The organism is Halosimplex halophilum, from assembly GCF_004698125.1.
GTDB lineage: Archaea > Halobacteriota > Halobacteria > Halobacteriales > Haloarculaceae > Halosimplex > Halosimplex halophilum.
In genome coordinates this window covers 983,141-1,004,594 of the sequence record NZ_ML214297.1, presented here as the reverse complement: position 1 = coordinate 1,004,594, position 21,454 = coordinate 983,141, and the positions used below count along the sequence as shown (strand labels likewise).

The window sequence follows — 21,454 nt, the reverse complement described above, 5'->3', positions numbered from 1 at the left end:
AGCGGGAAGCGAGCGGACAGCTCCGTCGATAGAGTCCTCGCCGGTCAGTCGAGGATCTCGACTTCGTCGTTATCGACGGCGAGGGCGGAGTCGTCGTCGGTACTGTCGTCGTCAGCACTGTCGTCGTCGTCGGGTCGCAGGTCGTCGAGGCCGTTGGTGGCGTCTCCGGCCGGTACGTCTCCGGCGCCGGTCCCAGTGGCCGCGTCGGCGCCCTCGATCTGGTCGAGTTCGTCGGCCTGCTCGTGGTCGTCGCCGTCCTCGGCCTCGTCGACCGGCACGTCCTCGGGGTCGTCCCCGTCGAGCGCGCGCTCGACCTGCTGGACGAACGAGTCGACCGTCTCGCGGTCGGTGCGCTCGCGCAGGAGCGCGGGGACGCGGTAGTCGTAGCGCCCGCGGCCGACGTGTTCGACGAGCCCGTGGACGCGCAGCCGCCGGTTGCGGGCGTAGGCCCGGGTGCGGTCGTCGGAGCCGCCGGCCGCGAACAGCGCGTCGGTCGGGGTCCCCGGCCCGTGGTCGCGGTAGTACCGCAGCATCTGCCGGGTCTCGGCCTCCAGGTCGGCCAGGTCGTCGGCCAGGTCGCGGGCGAACGCGGCGGCGTCCTCGACCGTCCCGTCGTCGACGGCCGTCGAGGTGCCCGCCTCGAAGGCGTCGGTCGCGCGGTCGCCCAGCGGGTCGTCCTCGACCCCGTCGAACCCGCGGGTCATCGCCGCGTCGTCGCCCCCGTCGAGCCCCTCGTCGGCCCGCGCGGTCGTTCCACCGTCCGTAGCCGCGCTCTCGGCGGGTTCGGCGTCGTCACCGAACCCCTCGGCAATTCCGCCGAACATCCCGCCGTCGTCGGCTGCGGGGCTGGTGTCTGCGTCCGTATCCCCGCCGCCGTCCTCCGCCCCGTCGGCGCCGCCCTCCCAGGCCTCGGCGCGGGCGGCCTCGTCGCCGGGCCAGGTCATCGCCGACTCGTCGTAGCCGTCGTCCTCGCGGGCGGTCTCGTCGGGCAGCGGCGGCTCCTCGTCGCCCGCACCCTCGTCCGCTCGCGCCGGTCCCTCGACCCACTCGTCGGCGTCGTCGAACGACGACTGGTCGCCCTTCTCGGCCGCCCGGCGCTCGCGCATCCGCTCCTGTTCCGTCCGGCCGGGGTTCGCGCCCTTGACGTGGTCGACCAGCGCCTGCGTGAACTGGTCGGCCATCCGCTGCATGTCGCGGGCGTCCTGCAGTTCCGCCTCGAGCTCGGCGATACGGGAGTTCTTCTCGTCTAACTCCTCGCGCAGCTCCGCGATTCGGTCCTCGGTCTCGGCCTTCTCCTCGCTGATCTCCTGCAACTCGGAGACCAGGTCGTCGCTGACGGACTTGAGGTCCGGCCGCTCGAAGTCGTCGAGGCCGGGGGTGGCGCCGGCGTCGAAGGTCTGCTTGCGGCGGAACTGCACCCGCCGGATGTCCTCGTCCCAGTCGTTCATCAGGAACGCCTCGCCGTCGTCGAGGTCCTCGACGGCCTCGGCGTAGTCGTTGTCGAGGACGCGGCTCACGACCTTCGTGTCGTTGTTCCAGGTGAGCCGGTGCCAGACGAGCCAGTCGCACTGGGTGATGAAGTCCTTCTTCACGTCGGCGGGCCGCTGGCTGATGCCGACGATCCCCAGGCCGTGCTTGCGGCCGCGCTTGGAGATCTTGATGAGCATCTTGCCGCACTCGCCGACGCTGCCCTTCTGGGGGATCCACTCGTGGACCTCCTCGACGAGCATGAGGAAGGGCTGTTTGAGCTTCTTGGCCTTGGCGAACAGCCGCTTGGAGACCTCCGTGAGCAGGTCCGCGGCCTCGTCCTCGTCGAGAAAGGAGGACACGTCGAGGATGATGGGGACGTTCTGCTCTAAGGCGAGCGTGGCGATCTTCTCGGCGTGTTCGGTGGTGACCTGGATGTCGCACTCGTCGTCGGCGCCGGCGTGGAGGATCTCGTACTCCTCCTTGAGGCCGTAGTACTCGCCGTCGATGTCGACGATGAGCATGCCGAAGCCGTTGTCGAGGAGCTTCTCGACGACGACGCTGGCGGTGTTGGACTTGCCCGAGCCGGACTTGCCGGTGACGAACCCGCGCCCGGTCAGCAGTTCGACGACCGGCAGGTCGACGGCCCGGCCCGGATCGCCCGACCCGCACGGTCCGTCGCTCACGTCCGCGACGGTGATCGACTCTGTCTCTGCCATTACCGATCCACACCCGCGGCCGAGCCATAAGCCCCCGTCAGACGGAGGTCTGACGCCCGATACTCGGCTGCTCCACGGTCGCTTCCGGGCCGACGACCGGTCGCAGACGCGGTCCGAGCGGCGTTCGGGCCGTACGGAGTGTTGCGGTGAGCGGTCGCGGTGCGGTCGGCGCGCGCTGGAGCGCGTTTTATCGCGCGACAGTAGCCGCGCGAGGTCTTCGTGAACTGTGTGAACGAAGGCTCGTCGGAGCTTGCTCCGACGGTGGATTCGCGACTCGCGTGTCGCGAATCGGCTGGGGAGGCTCGTGGCCGTCTGCGGTGCGGTCGCGGTGCCGTGCTGTGCGGTCCCTGGCGTCCGCGCGAACGTGTGAGCGCGGGCTCGGGAGAGCTTGCTCTCCCGGCGGACTGAACGGGCGAGGCGCGCTCGCGCCGATAGTCGCCTGAGCGGGCACTATCCGCGCGGTGCGAGGCGCTGGGCGCCTCGAAGCGAACGGCTGTGCCGTGAGCGGGCGGTGCGGAGAGCGCGGATATCCCGCTTGGTTCGAGAGAGCGTCGCTCTCTCGTCACTGAGCGAATCGGAGATTCGCGAGGTCCGCAGGAGCTCCGCTCCTGCGAGATCCCGAAAATCTTCGATTTTCGGAGACAGCGACCGCGAGCGCGCCGAGGGCGTTCAGCGCTCACCGTCGAGTGCGGTCGCTGTCGTACTCATCTCTTCCGCGCCAGAACGACCCGAAACACCCACTCGACTCACAGCGGCTCTTACCCGTCGACCGAAACGACCCCGACTCGCAGCGGTCGGTGTCCTTTTGCCGGTACCGCCGACAGGGGAGGTATGGACGAGCCGTCGATCCTCCTGACGAACGACGACGGGATCGAGAGCGCGGGCCTCCGTGCGCTCTACGAGGCGCTGACCGAGATCGGCGACGTGACGGTCGTCGCTCCGGCGGAGGACCAGAGCGCGGTCGGGCGGTCGCTGTCCCACGAGGTGACCGTCCACGAGCACGACCTGGGCCACGCCATCGAGGGGACGCCGGCTGACTGCACCGTCGCCGGACTCGGGTCGCTGGTCCCGGACGCGGACATCGTCGTCGCTGGGTGCAACCAGGGCGCGAACCTCGGGGCGTACGTCCTCGGGCGCTCCGGGACCGTCTCGGCGGCCGTCGAGGCGACCTTCTTCGACGTGCCCGCGATCTCGGTGTCGATGTACATCCCCGTCCGCGACGACGCGGCGTTCAACGACGTGCAGGTCGACCCCGACAGCTACGCCGAGGCGGCACGCGCCACGGAGTACCTCGTCCAGCGGGCCCCCGAGACGGGCGTGTTCGACAGCGCGGACTACCTGAACGTCAACGCGCCGGTCGCCGAGTGGGGGCCGGCGGAGATGGCGGTCACGTTCCCCTCGGAGGTGTACCAGATGACCGCGACCCGCGAGGAAGACGGCGTCCACCTCCACGACCGGATCTGGGAGCGGATGGCCGACGGCGACATCCCCGACCCCGAGGGCAGCGACCGCCGGGCCGTCGTCGACGGGAAGGTGAGCGTCTCGCCGCTGACCGCGCCCCACACGACCGAACACCACGAGGAACTCGACGCGCTCGCCGAGACCTACGACCCCGCAGCGTAGCCGCCTCGACCGCACGACATGCCCCGACCGCACGGCCGGCCCACCGCCCTTCCTTGCGTCCGCGCTCCTCACCGATCGATCGCCGTACTGTCGGCTAGTCGAAAGGACTACGTCCGGCCCGGGCGATACGCCGGACACACCGCCCTCCAGCGGTCCCACCGATGAGACAGACAGCCGCGACCGCGGGCGTCGTCGCCCTCCTCCTGCTGGCAGGCTGCGGGAGCCTGTTCGGCGGCCAGGGGACGGGGACGCCCGCCGAAACCGACGTATCGACCGACGAACCGACCGACACGCCGACGGCGACGGCGACCGCCACACCGTCGCCGACCGCCGCCCCCACAGCGACGGCCACACCGACGGATAGCCCGACGGCCACCGCGAACGAGAGTCCGACGGCTACGCCGACCGACACCGCGACCCCGTCGCCGACGCCGACACCCACGCCGACCGCGACGCCCACTGCTACCCCGACGCCGAGCCCGGACGACGGCGACGAACCGAACGTCGAACTGCGCGGCGGCAACCTCTCGGTCGACGAGGACGCCGTCTACGCGGACGTGCAGGAACTGCTCGGGACGGACGTGGAGCCGCCGACGGTCTACGTCCGCGAGGAGATGCCGGCGCTGGAGCGGTACAACCGCCAGCTGGCGGAGAACCCGTTCTACGACGCGTTCGGCTACGGCGACGAGTTCATCAACACCAGCGTCTACCACGGTAGCGCGACCCCGAACCGCATCGTGGTGATGCCGAAAGACGCCAACGCGACCCAGCAGAAGACGCTGCTGGCCCACGAGTACGTCCACTGGATGCAGTTCCACAGCGACGCCGTCGACACCGGGGACTTCGGCGAGTTCGTCGACGACACCGACTCCCAGCAGGTTGCCGCCGGCCTCGTCGAGGGCGCGGCGGTCTACGTGACCGACCAGTACGTCGAGCGGTACCTGAACACCTCCTGGAACCAGACCCAGGAGCTGCGCAACCAGTACGAGCACGGCGCCGAGGGGCGGCGGCTGTTCCGGGCCCGGTACCTCTACGGCGCGCGGTACATCCACTCGCAGGTCGACAGCCCGCGGAACGTCTCGTGGCTGTACGACCCCGAGACGCCCACGCCGATGACGGGCGAGCAGCTGATCCACGGCGACACGCCGGGCGAGGAGCCCGAGCGCAACCTCACGCTGTCGGTGAATCGGACCGGCGAGTGGCGCTTCCCCTACGACCACTACGACACGAAGGGGGAGATCGTCGTCCGAACGATGCTGCGGGCAGACCTGAACCGCACGACCGCCGCCAGTGCCGCGGCCGGGTGGGGCACCGACAGGATCGCCCGACTGCACGACGCCGACAGTTCCGGCCGGACGGCCTTCGCCTGGGCGCTGCGCTGGGACGACCCCGCAGAGGCCGACGAGTTCGCCGCGGCCTTCGAGTCCTGGCGGGCTGCCCAGCCGACCGACGACGACACCGTCTACCGACTCGCCCGCGTGGGCGACGGGACGACCGTCGTCTTCGCCGGCCCCGAACCGTTCGTCGGCAACGCCACCGCGTCGGGCACGGCCGGCAACGTCACCGTCTCCGTCGCGGGCTGACGGGGGAGGCGGTCCCGCCCGCCACGCCTTCTCACGGTCCCGAAACACTCAACCCGGCACTTTCCGAAGCCCGGCCATGGGTGAACGCGACGCCGTCGACCGGGTCGACGAGCCGGTGACGGTATCGACGCTCGCGGAGGACCTCCGGGAACTCGGCGTCCGGCCGGGCGGGACGCTGCTCGTCCACTCGTCGCTCTCGGCGCTCGGCTGGGTGGCCGGCGACGCGCAGGCCGTCGTCGACGCCCTCCGGAAAGTGGTCACCGACTCGGGGACGCTCGTGATGCCGGCCCACACCGGCCAGTACACCGACCCGGAGAGCTGGTCGAACCCGCCGGTGCCCGACGAGTGGATGGAGACGATCCGCGAGGAGCGACCGCCCTTCCGCCCCGAGGCGACGCCGACGCGCGGCATGGGCGCGGTCGCCGAGTGCTTCCGCGGCTACCCCGACACCGTCAGGAGCCGCCACCCGACCGTCTCGTTCGCCGCGTGGGGCGCCGACGCCGAGGCCGTCGTCGCCGACCACTCCTACGACGAGGGGCTGGGCGACGGGTCGCCGCTGGCCGAGGTCTACGACCGCGACGGGACGGTGCTGCTGCTCGGGACTGACCACGACACGAACACCTCGATCCACCTCGCGGAGTACCGCGCCGCGTTCCCGAAGGAGCGGACGACGAACGAGGCGCCCGTAATCGAGGACGGCGACGCGGTCCGCGTCGAGTACGAGGACATCGAGACCGACACCTCGGACTTCGCGGAACTCGGTGCCGACTTCGAGGACGAAGTTCCCGAAGCCGTCGAACGCGGAACCGTCGGCGCCGCCGAGGCGCGGCTGGTCGACCAGCCCGCGCTCGTCGACTTCGCCGTCGAGTGGTTCGAGGCGAACCGCGCCTGACGGCGAGGGCGGTACCGGTCGGGCGGCCCGGTGGGCCGTCGTGTGCCGGCAGGTGGCCCTTGAGCGGTCGGCTGCGACGGGGTGCATGGAGCAACTGCTCGCGGAGCTGGGCGGCGGCGACGACGCGGAGAAAGGCGACAGCGGTCGCGTCGGGGTCGTCGGCGGGAGCATCGAGTTCGCCGGCCCGCCGGCGCTGTCCGGGCTCGCGGCGCTGCGGACGGGGACGGACGTGGCGAAGGTCCTCACCTCCGAGGTCGCACTCGAGGTGGTCGCGGGGTTCTCGCCGAACGTCCTCACCAACCGGTTCGTCGGCGACGTGTTGCGGCCCGACTCGGTCGGGAAGGTGCTGTCGGTCGCCGAGTGGAGCGACGCGCTCGTCGTCGGCCCAGGGCTGGAGACGCCCACGCGGAAGGCCGTCCGGGAGATCGTCGAGCGGGTCGAAGTGCCGACGGTCGTCGACGCGACGGCCATCGAACACGCGCTGGACTGCGACCTGAGCGGGACCGTCGTCACGCCCGACAGCGCGGAGGTCGAGGCGATCGAGGCCGAGCACGGCTCGCTCGGATCGTTCGCCGCGACGAGCGGCGCGGTCGTCGTCTCGAAGGGCGCCGAGGACGAGATCTACGCCGGCGACGAGCGGTTCGCGGTCGAGGAGGGGACGCCCGCGATGACCGTCGCGGGCACGGGCGACACGCTCGCGGGGGTCGTCGGGTCGCTCCTCGGCGGCGGCCTCGACCCGGTCGACGCCGCGCGGCTCGGCCCGTGGATCGTCGGCCGCGCCGGCGAGCTCGCCGCCGAGGAGTACGGCTCCGGCCTCGTCGCGACCGACGTGATCGAGCGGATCCCCGCGGCCGTCGACGAGGGTGCGGCGTGACGACGCCGCCGTCGCCGCTCCCCGATCGCCGCGGTCCTGCGATCCAGTAGCGAGTTTGTTACACCATCTCAAAGAGCTATACGCCCGGCGCGAGTGGGTCGTCGTATGAACGGGACGGTCGTCGACCTGCTTGCGGGGAACGCGCGCCACGCCGAGCGGTTCGCCGACCGCTTCGACGAGGTTCAGGACGCCCAACACCCCGCCGCGGTCACCGTCTGCTGTTCGGACTCGCGCGTGCTCCAGGACGAGATGTGGGGCAACGAACAGCCGGGCCACCTGTTCACCGTCGGCAACATCGGCAACCGCGTCGTCCAGCTGGGCGAGGCCGGCGCGGAGGTCTCCGACGACGTGCTCTACCCGATCACCCACGCGGGCACCGGGACCGCCGTCGTCGTCGGCCACACCGGCTGCGGCGCCGTGACCGGGGCGTACCAGGCGCTGGCCGACGACCAGACCGAACCGGAGGGGATCGAGCACTCCCTCCGACTGCTGGCGCCGCACCTCGAAGCCGGCGTCGCGGCGCTGCCCGACGGGATCGACGCGGCCGAGGCGGTCAACCGACTCGTCGAGTACAACGTCGACCAGCAGGTCGAATCCCTCGTCGACAGCGAACGCGTGCCCGACTCCGTCGACGTGGTGGGCGCGGTCTACGACTTCCAGGACGTGTACGACGGCCAGCGCGGCGAGATCCACGTCGTCAACGTCGACAGCGAGCGGCGCGTCGACGCGCTCCGGGAGGCCCACCCCGAGGTGGCGGACCGGATCGACCGGATCTGGGAGTACTGATCGGGGCCGGACCGGACTCCGGCCAGCCGTGCGCAGACTCGGACGAGGCGCCGCTCAGTGGGCGAGCGGCCTGGCGGCCGAAGCCCGCTCCCACTCCAGGTCGCCCCGGTAGTGGACGGCGACGTTGTCCTGCTCGGGGTCGACGACCGTCAGCGAGAGCCAGCCGTTGTCGAACAGCCTGGCGACCTCCTCGTGGCGGGCGAGGATGTCGGTCACGCGCTCGACGGGAGCGTGGATAACTGCCGTGAGGCGGAGCGGCTGGTGGTAGGGACGCTCGCTGTCGACCATCAGCGACTGGAGCGGGAGGCCGGTCATCAGGTCGCCGCCGTTGCCCTGCACGACGCCGATGTTGCCGCGGGGGTTCTGCGTGACCTTCGACCCGCTCCCGTAGACGGCGTTGTCGACCGTCGCGAAGTAGTACTGGCTGTTGATCCACTGGGTGACCACGAGCGGCCCCGTCACGATGGCCTCCAGCGCCGCCCCGTCGGGGTCGGTCGACCAGTCGTAGGAGTGGAGGAACGCCCGCCCGTCGAGGTCCTCGCCCTCGGTCAGTTCGCGCGGACCGATGACGAACGACCCGTTGCCGGCCAGCCCCCACTCCGGGCGGGTCTCCGCCCAGTCGGCCGTCCGGCGCTTCGTCTCGCGGACGCCCTCCTCGGGGTCGGCGCCCGCCATCGACTCCGCGCGCTCGGCCGCGGCCCCGGCCCGGGCCTCGTCGAGGTCCGCGCGGAGGCGTTCGAGGTCCTCGCGGTGACTCTCCGGGACCGCCCCGTCGAACAGCGTGATCTCGTCGGTGGTCGTATTGTGCTCGCCGGCGAGGAAGACGGTGTCCTCGGGGATGTCGTGACCGCGCTCGCGGAGTTGTGCCCTGACTTCCTCGTCGTTGCAGATGGCGGCGAGGGCGCGGGCGTTCGGGCCGCCGGGGTTGCCGGCGCAGGCGCCGCAGTCGAGGCTCGAACCGAACGGATTGTTCGCCGTCTCGCTGGCGTGGCCCGCGAAGACGACCAGCCGGCCGAACTCCTCCCAGCCCATCAACTCGAAGGCGGTCCCGGCGCAGTCGACCTTCTCCGCGAGGGTCATCCCGTGGGGCAGGTCTCCCCCGTCACCCCCCTTCTCGCGGCGGTCGAGCGCGGGCTCGCAGAACTCCGCGGGCGAGGGGACCCGGTCGTCGACGGCCTCGGAGAGGTCGGCCACGGCCGACGGGACCAGCGTCCGCGCGGCCATCGCCGCGCCGTAGGCGCTCCCGCCGCCCTCGACGAAGGTGAAGGCGGCCGCCACGTTGGTCTTCAGCGACTTGAGGTGCTTCCGGGCGGCCGTCGCCAGCCCGGTCCAGCGGTCGTGGGCCGCCTCGCCGCCCTTGTGTTCCGGACGCTCGGTGACCCGGTGCTCGGGGTCGACGATGGGCGGACAGGCGTCGATCTCCACCTCCGAGTCGTAGCCCTCGTAGCGCATCGGGACGCCGAAGAAGCCGGCGTAGCCGTGGGTCTCGTACGGACCGGCGTCCTCGATGTGGCGGCGGATGACCTCCGAACGGGTGTCGATACAGAAGACCAGCTGTGCGGCCGGGCGCCCGTCGCCGCCGTCGGTCGACGGCTCCGCGGCGGACTGGTCGGCCGTGACCGACTGGTCGACCGTGATCGACTGGTCGATCCCGTCGAGCAGGCGGGCGCGGTAGCTCTTCTCCCAGGCGGTCAGCCAGACCTCGGCCAGCGGGACCTCCCCGGACTCGTCGGGCTCGACGGTCGCCTCGTGGTCGGAGGGCCCGTCTGTCGCCCCGGTGTCTTCGGGCTCGACGGGCGCGTCCAGCAAGTCGACCAGCGTCAGCCGGACGGCGAGGTAGTCGAGCAGCGAGGCGGGGTACTTCGACTGCCAGGGCCCCGCGTGGCCGTCGGCGCGCTGCTTGACGAACCCGGTCCAGCCCGGGAGCGCGGCGAGGTGGTGCTCGAAGATCGCCTCCCAGCGGCCCTCCGGGAACTCCGAGAGCACCGCCTCGACAGCCTCGACCGGCGACTCCGGGATGTCCGACGGGTCGTCGCAGCCCGGGATCTCCTCGTCGTGGGGTGCCAGGCTGCGCCAGGCGGCGTAGAAGCCGCGCTCGCGGTTGGGCATCGACCACTGGGCCTGCCCCTGGTCGAGGAAGGCGGCGAGCCACTTCGAGAGGATCCGGTCGACGGTCTCGGTGGCGTCGTCGGTGTCGCTCCCGCGCTCGCGCTCCGCCTCGGCAGTTTCCATCTCGTCGAGCAGCGCCTCGGGCGTCCCGGAGACGCCGTGGGCGTCGAGTTCCTCGCGCAGCACCTCCGGGTCGATCCGACCGTCCGCCCAGGCCCGCCGGAAGACGGAGGGATGAGGGTAGCCGCGGCCGCCGAACAGCTGCTCGGCCTCGCTCACCGCGCGGTGGAACGGCCGGTCCTCGAACCCCGCGAGGGGGTTGGCCGTGACAAAGGAGTGCAGCGGCCAGACCGAGCCGACGGTCTCGGCCGCGCGGTCGATGCTGTCTTCCAGGGTCGTGCGTTCAAGCGTCATCGTAGTCCTCCGTGGCGGTGAGGATGGTGTCCGGGTGCGGCTGCGAGCGATTCAGCAGCGCGACGTAGAGGCGTTCGCTGGAGCGGTGCCAGCCGAGCTCCGTCGCCAGGTACGCCAGGACGAACAGCGCGGCGACGCCGACGTGGACGGCCGTCAGCTCGGTCGGCGCCTTCGCCATCGGCGCGCCGGCGATCACGGTCGAGATGGCGTTGAACAGCACGCCGTAGGCGCCGATGGCCGTCAGGACGACGACCGGGACGCTGAGCAGCCGCGCGACCGGCGAGAGCGTCGCCCGCCGCAGGATGTCCCGGGTCGCGTGCATGGTCGTCAGGACGACCACCAGCGCCAGGACGAGCCCGCTGTTGATTTCGGTCCCCTTCCCGGTGAGGACGGCGAACAGGGCGCCGCCGCCGACCGCCGTGAGCAGGCCGACCGCGACGCCGGGGAGGGTCAGGCGGTCGCGCTTCGACTCTTTCGGCGCCGTCTGTTCGACCGCCTCGCCCGAGGAGAGGAACAGGTACGCCTTGTAGAAGCCGTGCAGGACGAGGTGCGCGATGGCGGCCGCGAAGAAGCCCAGGCCGCACTGGAGTATCATGAACCCCATCTGCGCGACCGTCGAGGCGCCGAGCTTGCGCTTGATGTCCGTCTGCACGAGCAGCAGCGCCTGCCCGAGCAGGGCGCTGACGGCGCCGACGACGACGATGACGGACATGACCGCAGGCGTGTCCGCGAGCAGCGGCGCGAAGCGGGTCAGCAGGATGCCGCCCGCGTTGACGAAGCCGGCGTGCATCAGCGCCGAGGCGGGCGTCGGCGCCGTCATCGACGACAGCAGCCAGGTGTGGAACGGGACGAGCGCCGACTGGAGCATCGCCGCGAGGAAGATAGCGCCGACGGCGACGAGCGCGACCGGCTGCGAGAGGGTCCCGACCTCCCCGAGGATGCCCGAGATCGAGGTCGCGCCGGTCGCCCAGACGAGGACGGCCAGGCCGACCGCGAGCAGCCCGCTGCTGGCGAGGAAGTGCCGGCGGGCGCTGGCGGCGGCGGCATGGGCCTGCTCCCAGCCGCGGACGTGGCCGACCAGCGACGCCATGAGGAGCCCCATCGCCAGCCACGCCCCCGCGAACAGCGCGACGTGGTTCGCCGCGGTCATCGCCATCACGACAAGCGTGAACGCGAAGATCCGGGCGAAGAAGGCCTCGACGCGGGCGTCGCCCGCCATGTACCGGCGGGAGTAACTGTGGACGATGCCGCTGAAGAAGGTGACCACGACCCACATCACGGCGGTCAGCCCGTCGACGACGACCAGGTCCGCGACCGCCCGCTCGCCGCCCGTCACGACGAGGGCGAGGGCGCCCGCGCTGAGGACGAAGAGTGTCCAGACCGCGACCGTGGCCGCTCGCGGGAGGAACGAGGTCGGCGGCGAGACTGTCTCCGAGAGCGCTGCGTCGTCGTTCCGTCCCGTTTGGCCGGTCATCGTTGTGTTCCCGACCAGTCCGCACGGCCGCCGAGTTCCGTCCCGGGACCCACACGAACTGGTCGTCGTTACACCCTTGTAGAACAATACGGTTATTATATTCTTTGGTTCGCACAATTCGTTCGTAGAAAATGAATGAAAGAACGTTATGGTCATTGATACGGGATAGCACAACGGCCCGGTCCCCGCACCTCGCTGCCAGGACCACGTGGCGGGTCCAAGCGGTGCCGCTACGCGTTGGGTTCCCGGGGATAGCGGTCGAACGCGGAAATCTGTCGAGACAGCGGGCGCCAATTCGGTCGACGCACGTGCGGTTCGGTCCGGGGTGGAACAGTCGCGGGGCAGAGCCGAGTGTGAACCCGAGTGGCGACGCCGTCGAACAGATCGGTGTTCAGTAGCGGCTTTGCGAACGGGCTGGTACTATTCGGGGGATCACGAGCGGAGCGACCGGAGGTCGGCCAGCGAGTGCGGACCGGTCCCGGCCGCTGCCGGTCGACTGCGGACGCCGCTCGGGCGGGGGAGTCACTCGGCCGAGAAGTCGTCGAACGGGGTCGTCTCGTGGCTGCGGACGAGCACCTCGTCGGCGACGGTCAGCCCCATGTCGAGCAGTTCCTGCGCGACCGGCGTGATATCGTCGTCGGACTCGCCGACGGCCGTCACGAGGAGGTTCTGCTCGCCCGTCACGAGTTCCTGCACCGAGACGACCCCCGGGATGTCGAGGATCTCGTCGATGAGCTCTCCGCGCTCGGGGATCGGGGCGGTACAGAACAGCAACATCCGGAGCGGGTAGCCGGACTTCTGGTAGTCGACGTCGGCGCTGTACCCCTTGACGACGTCCTCCGATTCGAGCCGCTGGATGCGCTTGCGAACCGTGCTCGACGAGGCGTCGGTCCGCTCGGCGATCTCCCCCGAGGAGAGGTTGCGCGCGTCCTCCTGCAGCGCGGCGAGGATCTCCCGGTCGACCTCGTCGAGTTCGTACTCCGCCATACCCGCGAACTTCTCCCGGGGCGCATAAGGAACTTCGGCTCCCGTCGGCGTTCGTCGCGTCCGTGGAGACGGCGAGCGGCGCGGCGCGTTCGGCTACCGGCTCTCGCGCTGTTCGACCTTGTTCAGCTCGATGAGCAGCCGGAAGATGGCCTTGACGAGGTTGGAGTCGACGTCGAACTGCTCGGCGTTCTCGCCGGCCCGGTCCATGACGGCCTGCTCCTGCTCCTCGTCGGTCGTCGGGAGGCCCCGTTCGTCTTTGACCTGCGCGATGGTGTCGGCGACGTAGGTCCGCTGGGCGATCAGTTCGACGATCTCCCGGTCGATGGACTGGATCTCGTCGCGCAGTTCGTCGAGGCTCATCTCCTCCGCGTAGTCGGATTCGTCTTGGCTCATTGGATGCGTGTGCCCTCCGTCTGTGTCGTGGTCAGCCAGGTGCGACCCTCGCGCTCGTCCCAGCGGTCGCGCAGCGCTTCGAGGTCCTCGCGTTCCCCGACGGCGGTGAAGCTCGGCCCGGTCCCCGACAGCGAGACGCCGTGGACGACCGGCATCGCCTCGACGACGGGGTCGGTCGGGAACTCCAGCGCGGCGCAGAAGGCCAGCCCGTTGACCGTCATCGCGCGGCCGAACTCCCCGTCCAGGGCCAGGTCCGCGACGAGCTCCGCCATCGGCGCGACCCGCCGGCAGCGCTCGACATCGGCGTCCGCGGAGAACGACCGCTCGGGCGGCGTCCACACCAGGACTGACCACTCGCGCTCCTCGCGGGCGAGCAGTTCGTCCTCGGTGTTGTCGGTGACCGTGACGCCGCCGAGCATGCTCGCGCTGGCGTCGTCGAACGCGCCGGTGACCGTGACGCCGGCGTCGCGGGCCGCCCGCACGCCGATCCGACAGGCGTCCTCGCGGGAGACCTCGTCGGCGGCGCCCAGGGCGTCGAGCGTCGCCAGCACGGTCGCGTTCGCGGCGGCGCTGGAGCTCTTCAGCCCCGAGGCCATCGGCACGTCGCTCTCGGTGCGGACGCGGCCCCCTTCCCCGTCGCCGAAGCGGTCGGTGACCGCGGCGACGCAGCGCTCGATCAGCTCGGTGTCCGCGTCGGGGTCCTCGGCGACCCGGCCGGTCACGCCGTCGGCGCCGGCGTCGAGTTCGACCGTCGCGGTCGTGTACTCGTCGATGGCGAACGCCGACCCGGTGCCGGTCGCGAGCGCGTTCAGCACCGTCCCCGCCGCGGGGGCGACTGCCTGTCCTTCCATCGTCCCCCTGTCTTCCCGGGCGGTATTTACCTCTGTGGGAATCCGGCAAGCGGAGCGGTCGGCGGTTGACCCGGTCGGCGCCCGTGTTCGCCGCCGGCACGACAGGAACGCGACGCTTTTGGGTCGCCCGCGGGAATCCGTGGGTATGAGCGCGCGCAACGACGTGCCGCCGGACACGCTGGGGGTCGAACTCACCGAGGACGGGGTCGCCGTCGAGTACCTCGACGGCCGCGAGGTGTTCTACCGCGGCGTCCCGACGGCCGTCGAGGAGTCCGTCCGCGCCGGCCCCGGCAAGGACGTGCACGTGCTGGTCACCGACGAGACCGAGACCCAGGGGATCATGCTGTACGTCAACGACCTGAACACCCACGACGACATCCTGGAGTCGACCGGCGTCGGGCGCGTCATGGTCGACGACGGCGGCGAGGAGCCGCTGTTCCAGGGCGTTGTGGCGCGTTCCGAGTCCCACCGCGTCGAAATCGAGGCGGACCTGTCGGTCGTCGACGGTCGCGTGTTCGTCTTCGTCGAGGACGAGATGGGCGAACAGAGCTTCGAGATCGTCGAGAACGCGTAGGGCCCCCTCGGCGGTCCGCCGTCCGGCGAACCGGTCCCCCGGCGACCGCTCCCCTGGATCGGCCCGTTTACCGGATTCCCGGCCGGTTCACTGGATGTACGACGGCTCTTCGGCGTCGCAGTTCTCCTCGTGCTGGCGCGCGTCGGACTGCTCGTCGAACATCAGCCCACAAGCCTCGCACTTGTACCAGGTCATCTCGTCGCGCTCGGTAGTCACGACCATGGTAGAGTGTGCGTCGCCACGGGGTAAAGGCGTTACTCCGGTCCCGCGGATTGGGAGGTATGTCTGCGAACCCACTTTTTGCGGCGGAGAGCTCCTCGGCGCGCTTCGCGCGCCTGCGGGAATCCTCCGCTGGAAAAACTTGGGGGAAAAAGCCGGACGGCTCGCTCCCTGCGGTCGCTCGCGTCCGGTGTCTGCGGGAGTGAGCGCCGCGAACGGCCGCAGGCTCGTCAGAGCGGAGCTCTGACGGCGAATCACCTCGCTTCCGCCGGTCGCTCGGCGGATGCTTACGTGATATATACGTCCCCTGTAGTTAGCATCCGCGCGCCGCAGGCGCGCGGTTCCCCGCACGCGCGGAGCGCGAGCGGCCTTTTTGCCCCATCTTTTTCGCGGAGGGGTGGGCAAATGGCGCCCACCCCTCCGCTAAAAAGGTGGGGGCAAACGGATTAAGAGCGTCGGCCCGATAGCGGGGGTATGGGAAGCGGCGACGCCATCGAGGTCTCCGTCGAAGGTGCGAACAAGCGCGACGCCGGCCGCGGCATCGCGCGGGTCCCCGAGCGAGTCCGGTCCGAACTCGGAGTGTTGAGCGGCGACCCGCTGGTCATCCAGGGCGAGCGGGCGACCGTCGCGAAGGCCTGGCCCGAGAGCGGCGACGGCGCCTACGTCCGCATCGACGCCGACACCCGCGCCAACGCGGGCGTCAACATCGGCGACACCGTCACCGTCGAGCAGACCTCCGTCCGCGAGGCCGACAGCCTGACCGTCCGGCTGGCCCAGTCGGTCGGGCTCGACGAGGCCCAGCAGGAGTCGGCGGTCCGGCGCGCCCTGCTGGACCGCCCGCTCCGCGAGGGCGAACAGGTCCACATCGACGGCGTCGGCGCCTTCGCCGTCTCCGGGACCGACCCCGGCGGCGCGGTGCGGGTCACCGACGAGACCGACATCACCGTCCTCCCGCCGATAGACGGGGGACCGACCGGGAGCGCCGTCGGCGGGTCCGGCGCAGCCAGCGGGGGCGGGACGGGAACGAGCGCCGGATCGAGCGGGTCCAGCGGGTCGGCCGGAACGGGATCCGGAGGACCGGCCACAGAGGCGACGCCCGACGAGTCGGCCTCCCGGACTGGCGTCTCCTACGAGGACATCGGCGGGCTCGACGACGAACTCGACCAGGTGCGGGAGATGATCGAGCTGCCGCTGTCGAACCCCGATCTCTTCACCCGGCTGGGCATCTCGCCGCCGCGGGGCGTCCTCCTGCACGGCCCGCCCGGGACGGGGAAGACGCTCATCGCGCGGGCGGTCGCCAACGAGGTCGACGCCTACTTCGACGTGATCTCCGGGCCGGAGGTCGTCTCGAAGTACAAGGGCGAGAGCGAGGAGCGGCTGCGCGAGGCGTTCGACCACGCCGAGGACAACGCCCCGGCGATCATCTTCGTCGACGAGATCGACGCCATCGCCGGCGAGCGCGACGAGGACTCCGACATGGAGAACCGCGTCGTCGCGCAGCTGCTCACCCTGCTCGACGGGCTGGAGGACCGCGGGCAGGTCATCGTCATCGGCGCGACGAATCGGGTCGACAGCATCGACCCCGCGCTCCGGCGGGGCGGCCGCTTCGACCGGGAGATCGAGATCGGCGTCCCCGACGAGACCGGGCGCCGCGAGATCCTCGACGTGCACACCCGCGGGATGCCGCTGGCCGACGACGTGGACCTGGACCGCGTGGCCGGACGGACCCACGGGTTCGTCGGCGCGGACCTGCACACCCTCACCACGGAGGCCGCGATGCACGCGCTGCGGCGGACGCGCGACGAGCCGGAGGTGACGCGGGAGGACATGGAAGCGGCGCTCCGGACCGTCGAACCATCGGCGATGCGGGAGTACGTCGCCGAGTCGCCGACGGTCACGTTCGACGACGTAGGCGGGCTCGACGAGGCGAAATCGACGCTCGAACAGGCCGTCGAGTGGCCCCTGGAGTACGGTCCCCTCTTCACCGCGACCAACACCGACCCGCCCTCCGGCGTCCTCCTCTACGGCCCGCCGGGGACGGGGAAGACCCTGCTCGCCCGGGCCGTGGCGGGCGAGAGCGGCGTCAACTTCATCCGCGTCGCCGGGCCGGAACTGATGGACCGGTACGTCGGCGAGAGCGAGAAAGCAGTCAGAGAAGTGTTCGACCGCGCCCGCCAGACAGCGCCGGCCATCGTCTTCTTCGACGAGATCGACGGCATCGCCGGCGGTCGGATGGAGGGCAACGAGGTGACCGAACGCGTCGTCTCCCAGCTGCTGACCGAGATGGACAGCGCCGCCGAGAACCCCAACCTCGTCGTCCTCGCCGCGACGAACCGGCGGGACATGCTCGACGACGCGCTCCTGCGACCCGGCCGCCTCGAACAGCACGTCGAGGTCCCGAACCCCGACGAGGCCGGGCGGCGGGCGATCCTCGACGTACACACGGAGGGCAAGCCGCTCGGCGACGACGTGGACCTGGACGACCTGGCGAGCGAGACGGAGGGGCTCTCCGGCGCCCAGATCGAGTCGCTCGTCCGCGCGGCGTCGATGCGTGCCATCAGCGAGGTCGCCGCCGGCGTCGACCCCGACGAGGCCAACGAGCGGGCCGACGACGTGGTGATCGGCCGCGACGACTTCGAGCACGCGCTGGAGCGGATCGAGCCGTCGGGCTGACACACCGGCGGGTGCGACCGCGGAGTGGCGAGTCCCGTTCGGTCACCGACGCCGTGCGATCCGCTGGTTCGCGGGGTCCGAGCGGTCGCAGACGGCCCCACAGTCGGTACACTCCCAGACGAACGCGCCGAGCCGTCGGTAGCCGGCGGGCGACCCGTCCGGGTTCACGTTCCACTGCCGGTCGCACTCCCCGCAGCCTTCGGGGCGGTACTTGCTCCCCGACTCGGGCTTGCGCTCGCGGCTCTCCCGTTCGTACTCCGGGGGCGATATCTCGTGGAGGACCGCCCGGAGTTCGTCGCTCGGGAGCCGCTTCTGGAGCGTCTCGATGCCGGCCGCCAGGTCCGTCCGGCGCGACTCCAGTCGGCGGATCCGCTCGTCCGCTTCCTGCTCGTCCGGCGGCAGTTGCACCTTCCGGGAGGCCAGCGCGGTCGTACATTCGTAGTACTCGACGAGGAGTCGTCCGAACGTGACCGCCGCTATCTGACGGCTGACCGCCGCCCGGAGCGACGACCGGTCGATCGGTTCGCAGAGGCAGGCGTCCTCGTCGACGACGGGGTCGGAGACCGGCTGGTGGTCGCTGGTCGTGAGGACGACCCGGACGCGGTCGGCCTGTCGGTCGAGGATCTCGGCCACCAGTTTCCGCTTCGGTTCCGGGAGCTCGTGGCGGACCAGCGCGACCGCCGTCGACTCGTCGACCGCGTCGCGGCCCTCCGCGATCGACCCGGCCGACTCCACCCGGATCTGCTCGGAGAGCCAGCGCCTGTAGAGGGCCGCTCTCGTCGTGCCGTCGAACACCACGACCGACGGCGTCCGCCGGTCGGACTCCTGGTCTGCGCTCGCACTGTGTTCGGACGGGCTGGACGCGGGCGGTCCACAACCGGGGGCGGTCGCCATCGGTATCTCACACCGATCGCGTATCTATAACGGACTATAATTAATATTTCTCGCCGGCTATCGGACCTGATAACGCGCCGAACTGAACCGCGGCGATCAGTGATCGTACGAGTCGGATCGGGGCCAGAATTGTGCGTTCGGGAAGAGTTCCGCCCCGCGAGTGACGGGTCTCGAACCCACCGGAACGGACTTTTTTGACCGTCGGCGTCGAACTACGGTTCATGTCCCGGCCCGACGAACCCTTCAGGCACTACGTCGACGGCGAGTGGACCGTCGGCGACAGCGAGGAGACCTTCGAGAGCGAGAACCCGGCGACGGGCGAGACGGTGGGCGAGTTCTACCGCGGGACGCCGGCCGACGTCGAGCGGGCGGTCGCGGCCGCCGACGACGCGTTCGAGGAGTGGCGCTCGCTGTCGTACATCGACCGCGCGGAGGTGCTGTGGGAGGTCTACCACGAGCTGCGGGACCGCACGGACGAACTCGGGGAGATCGTCACCCGCGAGTGCGGCAAGGAGATCAGCGAGGGCCGCGCCGACGTGGTCGAGGCCGCCCACATGGTCGAGTGGGCCGCCGGCAACGCTCGCCACCCCCACGGCGACGTGGTCCCCTCCGAGATCGCCAGCAAGGACGCCTACATGCGCCGCAAGCCCCGCGGCGTCGTCGGCTGCATCACCCCCTGGAACTTCCCGGTCGCCATCCCGTTCTGGCACATGGCCGTCGCCCTGGTCGAGGGCAACACCGTCGTCTGGAAGCCCGCCGAGCAGACTCCCTACTGCGGCCAGATCGTCGCGGAGATGATGATCGACGCCGGCGTGCCACCGGGCGTGTTCAACGTCGTCCAGGGCTTCGGCGACGCCGGCAACGCCATCGTCGAGGACGAGCGCGTCTCGACGGTCCTCTTTACGGGGTCGGCCGAGGTCGGCCACAAGATCGACGAGAAGCTCGGCGGCGTCCCCGGCCGCGACGCCGCCCTGGAGATGGGCGGCAAGAACGCCGTTGTGATCACCGAGGCGGCCGACCTCGACATCGCCCTGCACTCGGCGGTGATGTCCTCGTTCAAGACGACCGGCCAGCGGTGCGTCTCCAGCGAACGGCTCATCGTCCACACGGACGTGTACGACGAGTTCAAGGAGCGGTTCGTCGACCTCGCCGAGGACGTGGCCGTCGGCGACCCGCTCGACGAGGACACGTTCATGGGTCCGGTCGTCGACGAGAGTCAGGTCGAGAAGTTCGGCAAGTACAACGACCTGGCCCGCGAGGAGGGCGCGAACGTCCTCGTCGACCGGGCGGAACTAGAGGACTCGGAGATCCCCGACGGTCACCAAAAGGGCCACTGGGTCGGCCCGTTCGTCTACGAGATCGACTACGACCCGGACCTGCGCTGTATCCACGAGGAGGTGTTCGGCCCGCACGTCGCCCTGCTGGAGTACGAGGGCGACATCGAGCGTGCCGTCGAGATCCACAACGACACCGACTACGGCCTCGCCGGGGCCATCGTCTCCGAGGACTACCGCCAGATCAACTACTACCGCGACCACGCCGAGGTCGGGCTCGCCTACGGCAACCTTCCCTCCATCGGCGCGGAAGTGCAACTCCCGTTCGGCGGCGTCAAGAAGTCCGGCAAGGGCGCCCCGAGCGCCCGCGAAGTCATCGAGGCCGTCACCGAGCGGACCGCCTGGACGCTCAACAACTCGAAGGACATCGAGATGGCGCAGGGGCTCTCGGCCGATATCAAGACCGAAGACGACTGATCGCCAGTCTCGGCTCCGTAGACGACTGATCGCCGTACGTCGACTGCCTCGCTGGAGTCGGGGGGTGGACCGTTCGGCGGCCGCGCGCTCTCAGACGTCGCCGCCGACTTCGACGTCGGCACCGCCGCCGGAGTTGCCGGAGGGGAGCCGCGAGGCGAGGTCGCTGACGAAGTCGCCGTAGTTGCGGGTCTGCAGCAACACCGTCCCCGGGCCGGTGAACCGCATGACCAGCCCCTCGTCGCTGAACAGCGTCTCCTTCATGCCGCCGATCCGCTCGGTGTTGTAGTCCATCGACGCGTCCCAGGCGACGACATGGCCCGAATCGACCGTGAACACCTCGCCGGCGTCGACCTCGTGCTCCTGGATGCCCCCGAAGGCCGACAGGAAGAGCGGGCCGGTCCCGGCAGCCTTCAGCAGGAACAGTCCCTCGCCGCCGAACAGCGTGTCCAGGTCGCCCACGTCGGTGTCGAGTTCGACGCCCGACCCGGCGGCCTCGTAGGCGCCCGACTGGACGTAGACCTCGTCGCCGTCGAGCTCTCGGGCGGTCATGTCTCCCGGCGTGGTCGCCGCGATCTGCACGATCCCGTCGCCGCCTTCGGCGGTGAACCGGTTCCGGAACAGCGACTCGTCGCCGAGCACGGAGTCTTTGACCGACTCCAGGAACCCCTCGTCGGAGTCGCCGATCCCCGTCTCCATCCGGACCGTCTCCGTGTGCGAGACCATCGCGCCGGCCTCGGTGGTGAGTTCCTCGCCCGGTGAGAGCCTGACCGACGCGACCGCGTACGACGGCCGGTTTTCGAGTTCGTACTCCATGGCCGTTCCGAACGAGTCACACGAGGATCATATATCTTACCCTCGGTCGCCACCGGGCAGTTCACCGCCTGGACCGAGGCGTCGCTGGGCAGTTGTCGTCCGTCGGCTCGAAGCGGAACGGCGAAAGGTGAGAGGCGGGCCGTGGACGAGGAGGCGGGCCGCGGCGGCCTGTCCGGACAGGTGCCGCGGCGCGTGGTCGACGTGGGCCTGGCCGAGCGCGGTCGAATTGCCGGTTGCGACGTGAAAAGCGTCTCGCCGGCACCAGTCGGTAATGCGTCCTCCGACATAAATCTCGTGTCTGGCACTGGGTCCGAACGGCCGTCCCGTGCAATCCGTTCACACGATCTGGCGACCATCG

17 protein-coding genes are annotated in these 21,454 nt (G+C 70.5%); 8 read left to right on the top strand and 9 right to left on the bottom strand.

Features of this window, described 5'->3' with window-relative positions; translation table 11 throughout:
* Nucleotides 1–44: 44 nt before the first annotated feature.
* On the bottom strand, nucleotides 45–2,186 hold the full coding sequence (locus E3328_RS05060; protein ID WP_135363517.1) for a helicase HerA domain-containing protein: 2,142 nt from the start codon (nucleotides 2,184–2,186) through the stop codon (nucleotides 45–47).
* An 831-nt stretch (nucleotides 2,187–3,017) separates the two neighbouring features.
* On the opposite strand from E3328_RS05060, the gene surE reads away from it, so the two are divergent.
* The 5 genes from surE (at nucleotide 3,018) to E3328_RS05030 (ending at nucleotide 7,944) form a co-directional block, all read left to right on the top strand.
* The gene (gene surE / locus E3328_RS05055; protein ID WP_135363516.1) at nucleotides 3,018–3,809 is read left to right on the top strand and encodes a 5'/3'-nucleotidase SurE; all 792 of its coding nucleotides are present in this window, start codon (nucleotides 3,018–3,020) and stop codon (nucleotides 3,807–3,809) included.
* 161 nt (nucleotides 3,810–3,970) lie between these two features.
* A complete protein-coding gene (locus tag E3328_RS21780; protein ID WP_167837304.1) occupies nucleotides 3,971–5,392 on the top strand; it encodes a hypothetical protein in 1,422 nt (473 codons plus the stop codon).
* A gap of 76 nt (nucleotides 5,393–5,468) precedes the next feature.
* Nucleotides 5,469–6,284, top strand: coding sequence for an AAC(3) family N-acetyltransferase (locus tag E3328_RS05040; protein WP_135363515.1), 816 nt, complete (start codon nucleotides 5,469–5,471; stop codon nucleotides 6,282–6,284).
* Nucleotides 6,285–6,369: 85 nt separating this feature from the next.
* A complete protein-coding gene (locus E3328_RS05035; RefSeq protein WP_135363514.1) occupies nucleotides 6,370–7,158 on the top strand; it encodes an NAD(P)H-hydrate dehydratase in 789 nt (262 codons plus the stop codon).
* 105 nt (nucleotides 7,159–7,263) lie between these two features.
* Nucleotides 7,264–7,944: a carbonic anhydrase gene (locus E3328_RS05030; RefSeq protein ID WP_135363513.1), complete on the top strand. Its 681-nt coding sequence runs from the start codon at nucleotides 7,264–7,266 to the stop codon at nucleotides 7,942–7,944.
* A 54-nt stretch (nucleotides 7,945–7,998) separates the two neighbouring features.
* Here E3328_RS05030 and E3328_RS05025 read toward each other — a convergent pair whose 3' ends face one another.
* The 5 genes from E3328_RS05025 to E3328_RS05005 form a co-directional block, all read right to left on the bottom strand.
* Nucleotides 7,999–10,467: a DUF2309 domain-containing protein gene (locus tag E3328_RS05025; RefSeq protein ID WP_135363512.1), complete on the bottom strand. Its 2,469-nt coding sequence runs from the start codon at nucleotides 10,465–10,467 to the stop codon at nucleotides 7,999–8,001.
* Nucleotides 10,457–11,941 carry a proton-conducting transporter transmembrane domain-containing protein gene (locus E3328_RS05020; RefSeq protein WP_135363511.1) on the bottom strand — a complete coding sequence of 495 codons (1,485 nt, stop codon included), beginning with the start codon at nucleotides 11,939–11,941 and terminating at the stop codon, nucleotides 10,457–10,459. Before E3328_RS05020 ends, E3328_RS05025 begins: the two co-directional genes overlap by 11 nt.
* A 522-nt stretch (nucleotides 11,942–12,463) precedes the next feature.
* A complete protein-coding gene (locus E3328_RS05015) occupies nucleotides 12,464–12,928 on the bottom strand; it encodes an Lrp/AsnC family transcriptional regulator (protein ID WP_135363510.1) in 465 nt (154 codons plus the stop codon).
* Nucleotides 12,929–13,021: 93 nt separating this feature from the next.
* Nucleotides 13,022–13,321, bottom strand: coding sequence for a chorismate mutase (locus E3328_RS05010; RefSeq protein ID WP_135363509.1), 300 nt, complete (start codon nucleotides 13,319–13,321; stop codon nucleotides 13,022–13,024).
* Nucleotides 13,318–14,172, bottom strand: a complete 855-nt coding sequence (locus E3328_RS05005) for a shikimate kinase (RefSeq protein WP_135363508.1) — start codon at nucleotides 14,170–14,172, stop codon at nucleotides 13,318–13,320. Before E3328_RS05005 ends, E3328_RS05010 begins: the two co-directional genes overlap by 4 nt.
* A 145-nt stretch (nucleotides 14,173–14,317) precedes the next feature.
* Here E3328_RS05005 and E3328_RS05000 point away from each other — a divergent pair, with 145 nt between their 5' ends.
* Complete coding sequence (locus tag E3328_RS05000) at nucleotides 14,318–14,746, top strand: DUF5796 family protein (protein ID WP_135363507.1); 429 nt, start codon at nucleotides 14,318–14,320, stop codon at nucleotides 14,744–14,746.
* An 87-nt stretch (nucleotides 14,747–14,833) separates the two neighbouring features.
* Here E3328_RS05000 and E3328_RS22710 read toward each other — a convergent pair whose 3' ends face one another.
* On the bottom strand, nucleotides 14,834–14,968 hold the full coding sequence (locus E3328_RS22710; RefSeq protein ID WP_281275762.1) for a DUF7128 family protein: 135 nt from the start codon (nucleotides 14,966–14,968) through the stop codon (nucleotides 14,834–14,836).
* Nucleotides 14,969–15,439: 471 nt separating this feature from the next.
* Between E3328_RS22710 and E3328_RS04995 the strand changes: the two genes are divergently transcribed.
* Complete coding sequence (locus E3328_RS04995; protein WP_135363506.1) at nucleotides 15,440–17,638, top strand: AAA family ATPase; 2,199 nt, start codon at nucleotides 15,440–15,442, stop codon at nucleotides 17,636–17,638.
* Between the two features lie 42 nt (nucleotides 17,639–17,680).
* On the opposite strand, the gene E3328_RS04990 is transcribed toward E3328_RS04995, so the two are convergent.
* The gene (locus E3328_RS04990; RefSeq protein WP_135363505.1) at nucleotides 17,681–18,436 is read right to left on the bottom strand and encodes a hypothetical protein; all 756 of its coding nucleotides are present in this window, start codon (nucleotides 18,434–18,436) and stop codon (nucleotides 17,681–17,683) included.
* A 317-nt stretch (nucleotides 18,437–18,753) separates the two neighbouring features.
* Between E3328_RS04990 and E3328_RS04985 the strand changes: the two genes are divergently transcribed.
* Nucleotides 18,754–20,283: an aldehyde dehydrogenase family protein gene (locus E3328_RS04985; RefSeq protein ID WP_135363504.1), complete on the top strand. Its 1,530-nt coding sequence runs from the start codon at nucleotides 18,754–18,756 to the stop codon at nucleotides 20,281–20,283.
* Nucleotides 20,284–20,373: 90 nt separating this feature from the next.
* On the opposite strand, the gene E3328_RS04980 is transcribed toward E3328_RS04985, so the two are convergent.
* Nucleotides 20,374–21,096, bottom strand: a complete 723-nt coding sequence (locus tag E3328_RS04980; protein ID WP_135363503.1) for a TIGR00266 family protein — start codon at nucleotides 21,094–21,096, stop codon at nucleotides 20,374–20,376.
* Nucleotides 21,097–21,454 lie beyond the last annotated feature (358 nt).

Bases quoted from the DNA above. Each gene is read 5' to 3' on its own strand.
- E3328_RS04980 (WP_135363503.1), bottom strand. From the start codon at position 21,096: ATGGAGTACGAACTCGAAAACCGGCCGTCGTACGCGGTCGCGTCGGTC.
- E3328_RS21780 (WP_167837304.1), top strand. From the start codon at position 3,971: ATGAGACAGACAGCCGCGACCGCGGGCGTCGTCGCCCTCCTCCTGCTG.
- E3328_RS05040 (WP_135363515.1), top strand. From the start codon at position 5,469: ATGGGTGAACGCGACGCCGTCGACCGGGTCGACGAGCCGGTGACGGTA.
- E3328_RS05010 (WP_135363509.1), bottom strand. From the start codon at position 13,321: ATGAGCCAAGACGAATCCGACTACGCGGAGGAGATGAGCCTCGACGAA.
- E3328_RS05025 (WP_135363512.1), bottom strand. From the start codon at position 10,467: ATGACGCTTGAACGCACGACCCTGGAAGACAGCATCGACCGCGCGGCC.
- E3328_RS05030 (WP_135363513.1), top strand. From the start codon at position 7,264: ATGAACGGGACGGTCGTCGACCTGCTTGCGGGGAACGCGCGCCACGCC.
- E3328_RS05035 (WP_135363514.1), top strand. From the start codon at position 6,370: ATGGAGCAACTGCTCGCGGAGCTGGGCGGCGGCGACGACGCGGAGAAA.
- E3328_RS05020 (WP_135363511.1), bottom strand. From the start codon at position 11,941: ATGACCGGCCAAACGGGACGGAACGACGACGCAGCGCTCTCGGAGACA.
- E3328_RS05000 (WP_135363507.1), top strand. From the start codon at position 14,318: ATGAGCGCGCGCAACGACGTGCCGCCGGACACGCTGGGGGTCGAACTC.
- E3328_RS05005 (WP_135363508.1), bottom strand. From the start codon at position 14,172: ATGGAAGGACAGGCAGTCGCCCCCGCGGCGGGGACGGTGCTGAACGCG.
- E3328_RS04995 (WP_135363506.1), top strand. From the start codon at position 15,440: ATGGGAAGCGGCGACGCCATCGAGGTCTCCGTCGAAGGTGCGAACAAG.
- E3328_RS05015 (WP_135363510.1), bottom strand. From the start codon at position 12,928: ATGGCGGAGTACGAACTCGACGAGGTCGACCGGGAGATCCTCGCCGCG.
- E3328_RS04985 (WP_135363504.1), top strand. From the start codon at position 18,754: ATGTCCCGGCCCGACGAACCCTTCAGGCACTACGTCGACGGCGAGTGG.
- E3328_RS22710 (WP_281275762.1), bottom strand. From the start codon at position 14,968: ATGGTCGTGACTACCGAGCGCGACGAGATGACCTGGTACAAGTGCGAG.
- surE (WP_135363516.1), top strand. From the start codon at position 3,018: ATGGACGAGCCGTCGATCCTCCTGACGAACGACGACGGGATCGAGAGC.
- E3328_RS05060 (WP_135363517.1), bottom strand. From the start codon at position 2,186: ATGGCAGAGACAGAGTCGATCACCGTCGCGGACGTGAGCGACGGACCG.